Here is a 947-nt window from a genome sequence, read left to right as displayed (position 1 = left end):
ATTGGTCGGGAGTTTTTAGAAAACTGAAAACGCCCTAAAAAAACACGTCTGATTTTGACAGCCTGATAAAAACGCACTTCATATAATTCGCTTGTATTGTACGAAAGGAGTGCAAGTGAATGAGCATTATCAATAGTCAGATAGCAACCAACACCAAGTTTGATGCGTCGGTCCGAAATGGATTGGAATCGTCTCGTGTAGATAGCGCCGTAAAAGGCAGTTATCGAGGTGAGACCGTGCGCGTGCACAACGCCACTCAATCGCTTTTTGACGCGATGGAAGAGCTCACATCACTTGGCTCCGAAAAAGCAGAAAAAGATCTCACCAAACGCAAAATAAAAGACGGTGGCGTTCGTGTTAACGAAGCACACGTGCTGGTTTCTGATTACCTCAGAAAGGTGCCCGATCTAGAGAAAAACCAAAAAATCAAAGATCTTGCGGCCAAAATGGCGGGTGGCAACATTTCGACCATCGCTCAGCTTCAAGCGTATTTGAATGGGTTTTCGGAAGAAAAAAGCCACCAATACTTAGCTCTAAAAGCGGTGAAGAAATACTTATCGGCCAATCCGGAAAGCAAACACTTATTGGCGCTGATTGACCAAGCGATCTTGAAAATCGAACAGAACCCGGATTCTTGGTCGCAAATCGACACCGAAATCCGTGTTTCTCATTTCGCTGATGAGTTTAGCAAAGAGCAAGAGTTCAGCTCTCTTCATCAATTGCGCGGCTTTTACCGCGATACGGTGCACAGCTATCAAGGGCTTGGCTCTGCATATCAGGATGTTGTCGAGCGTTTTGGTGAGCAAGAAGTCTCTACTGCGGTGGACTTCATGCTGCAAGGCATGAGCGCCGACCTTAGCGTGCAAGGCAGCAACATGAAGTCTCTACTGCGGTGGACTTCATGCTGCAAGGCATGAGCGCCGACCTTAGCGTGCAAGGCAGCAACA

The 947-nt window shown here is 47.0% G+C and carries 1 pseudogene; it reads left to right on the top strand.

The features are described from left to right. Window positions 1-119: 119 nt before the first annotated feature. A pseudogene (vopN, locus tag R8O11_RS25695) lies at window positions 120-887 on the top strand (SctW family type III secretion system gatekeeper subunit VopN); the annotation flags it as partial. Between the last annotated feature and the right edge of the window lie 60 nt (window positions 888-947).

It is taken from the genome of Vibrio sp. 1288 (assembly GCF_033344475.1).
This window is presented reverse-complemented; position numbering and strand designations above follow the sequence as displayed.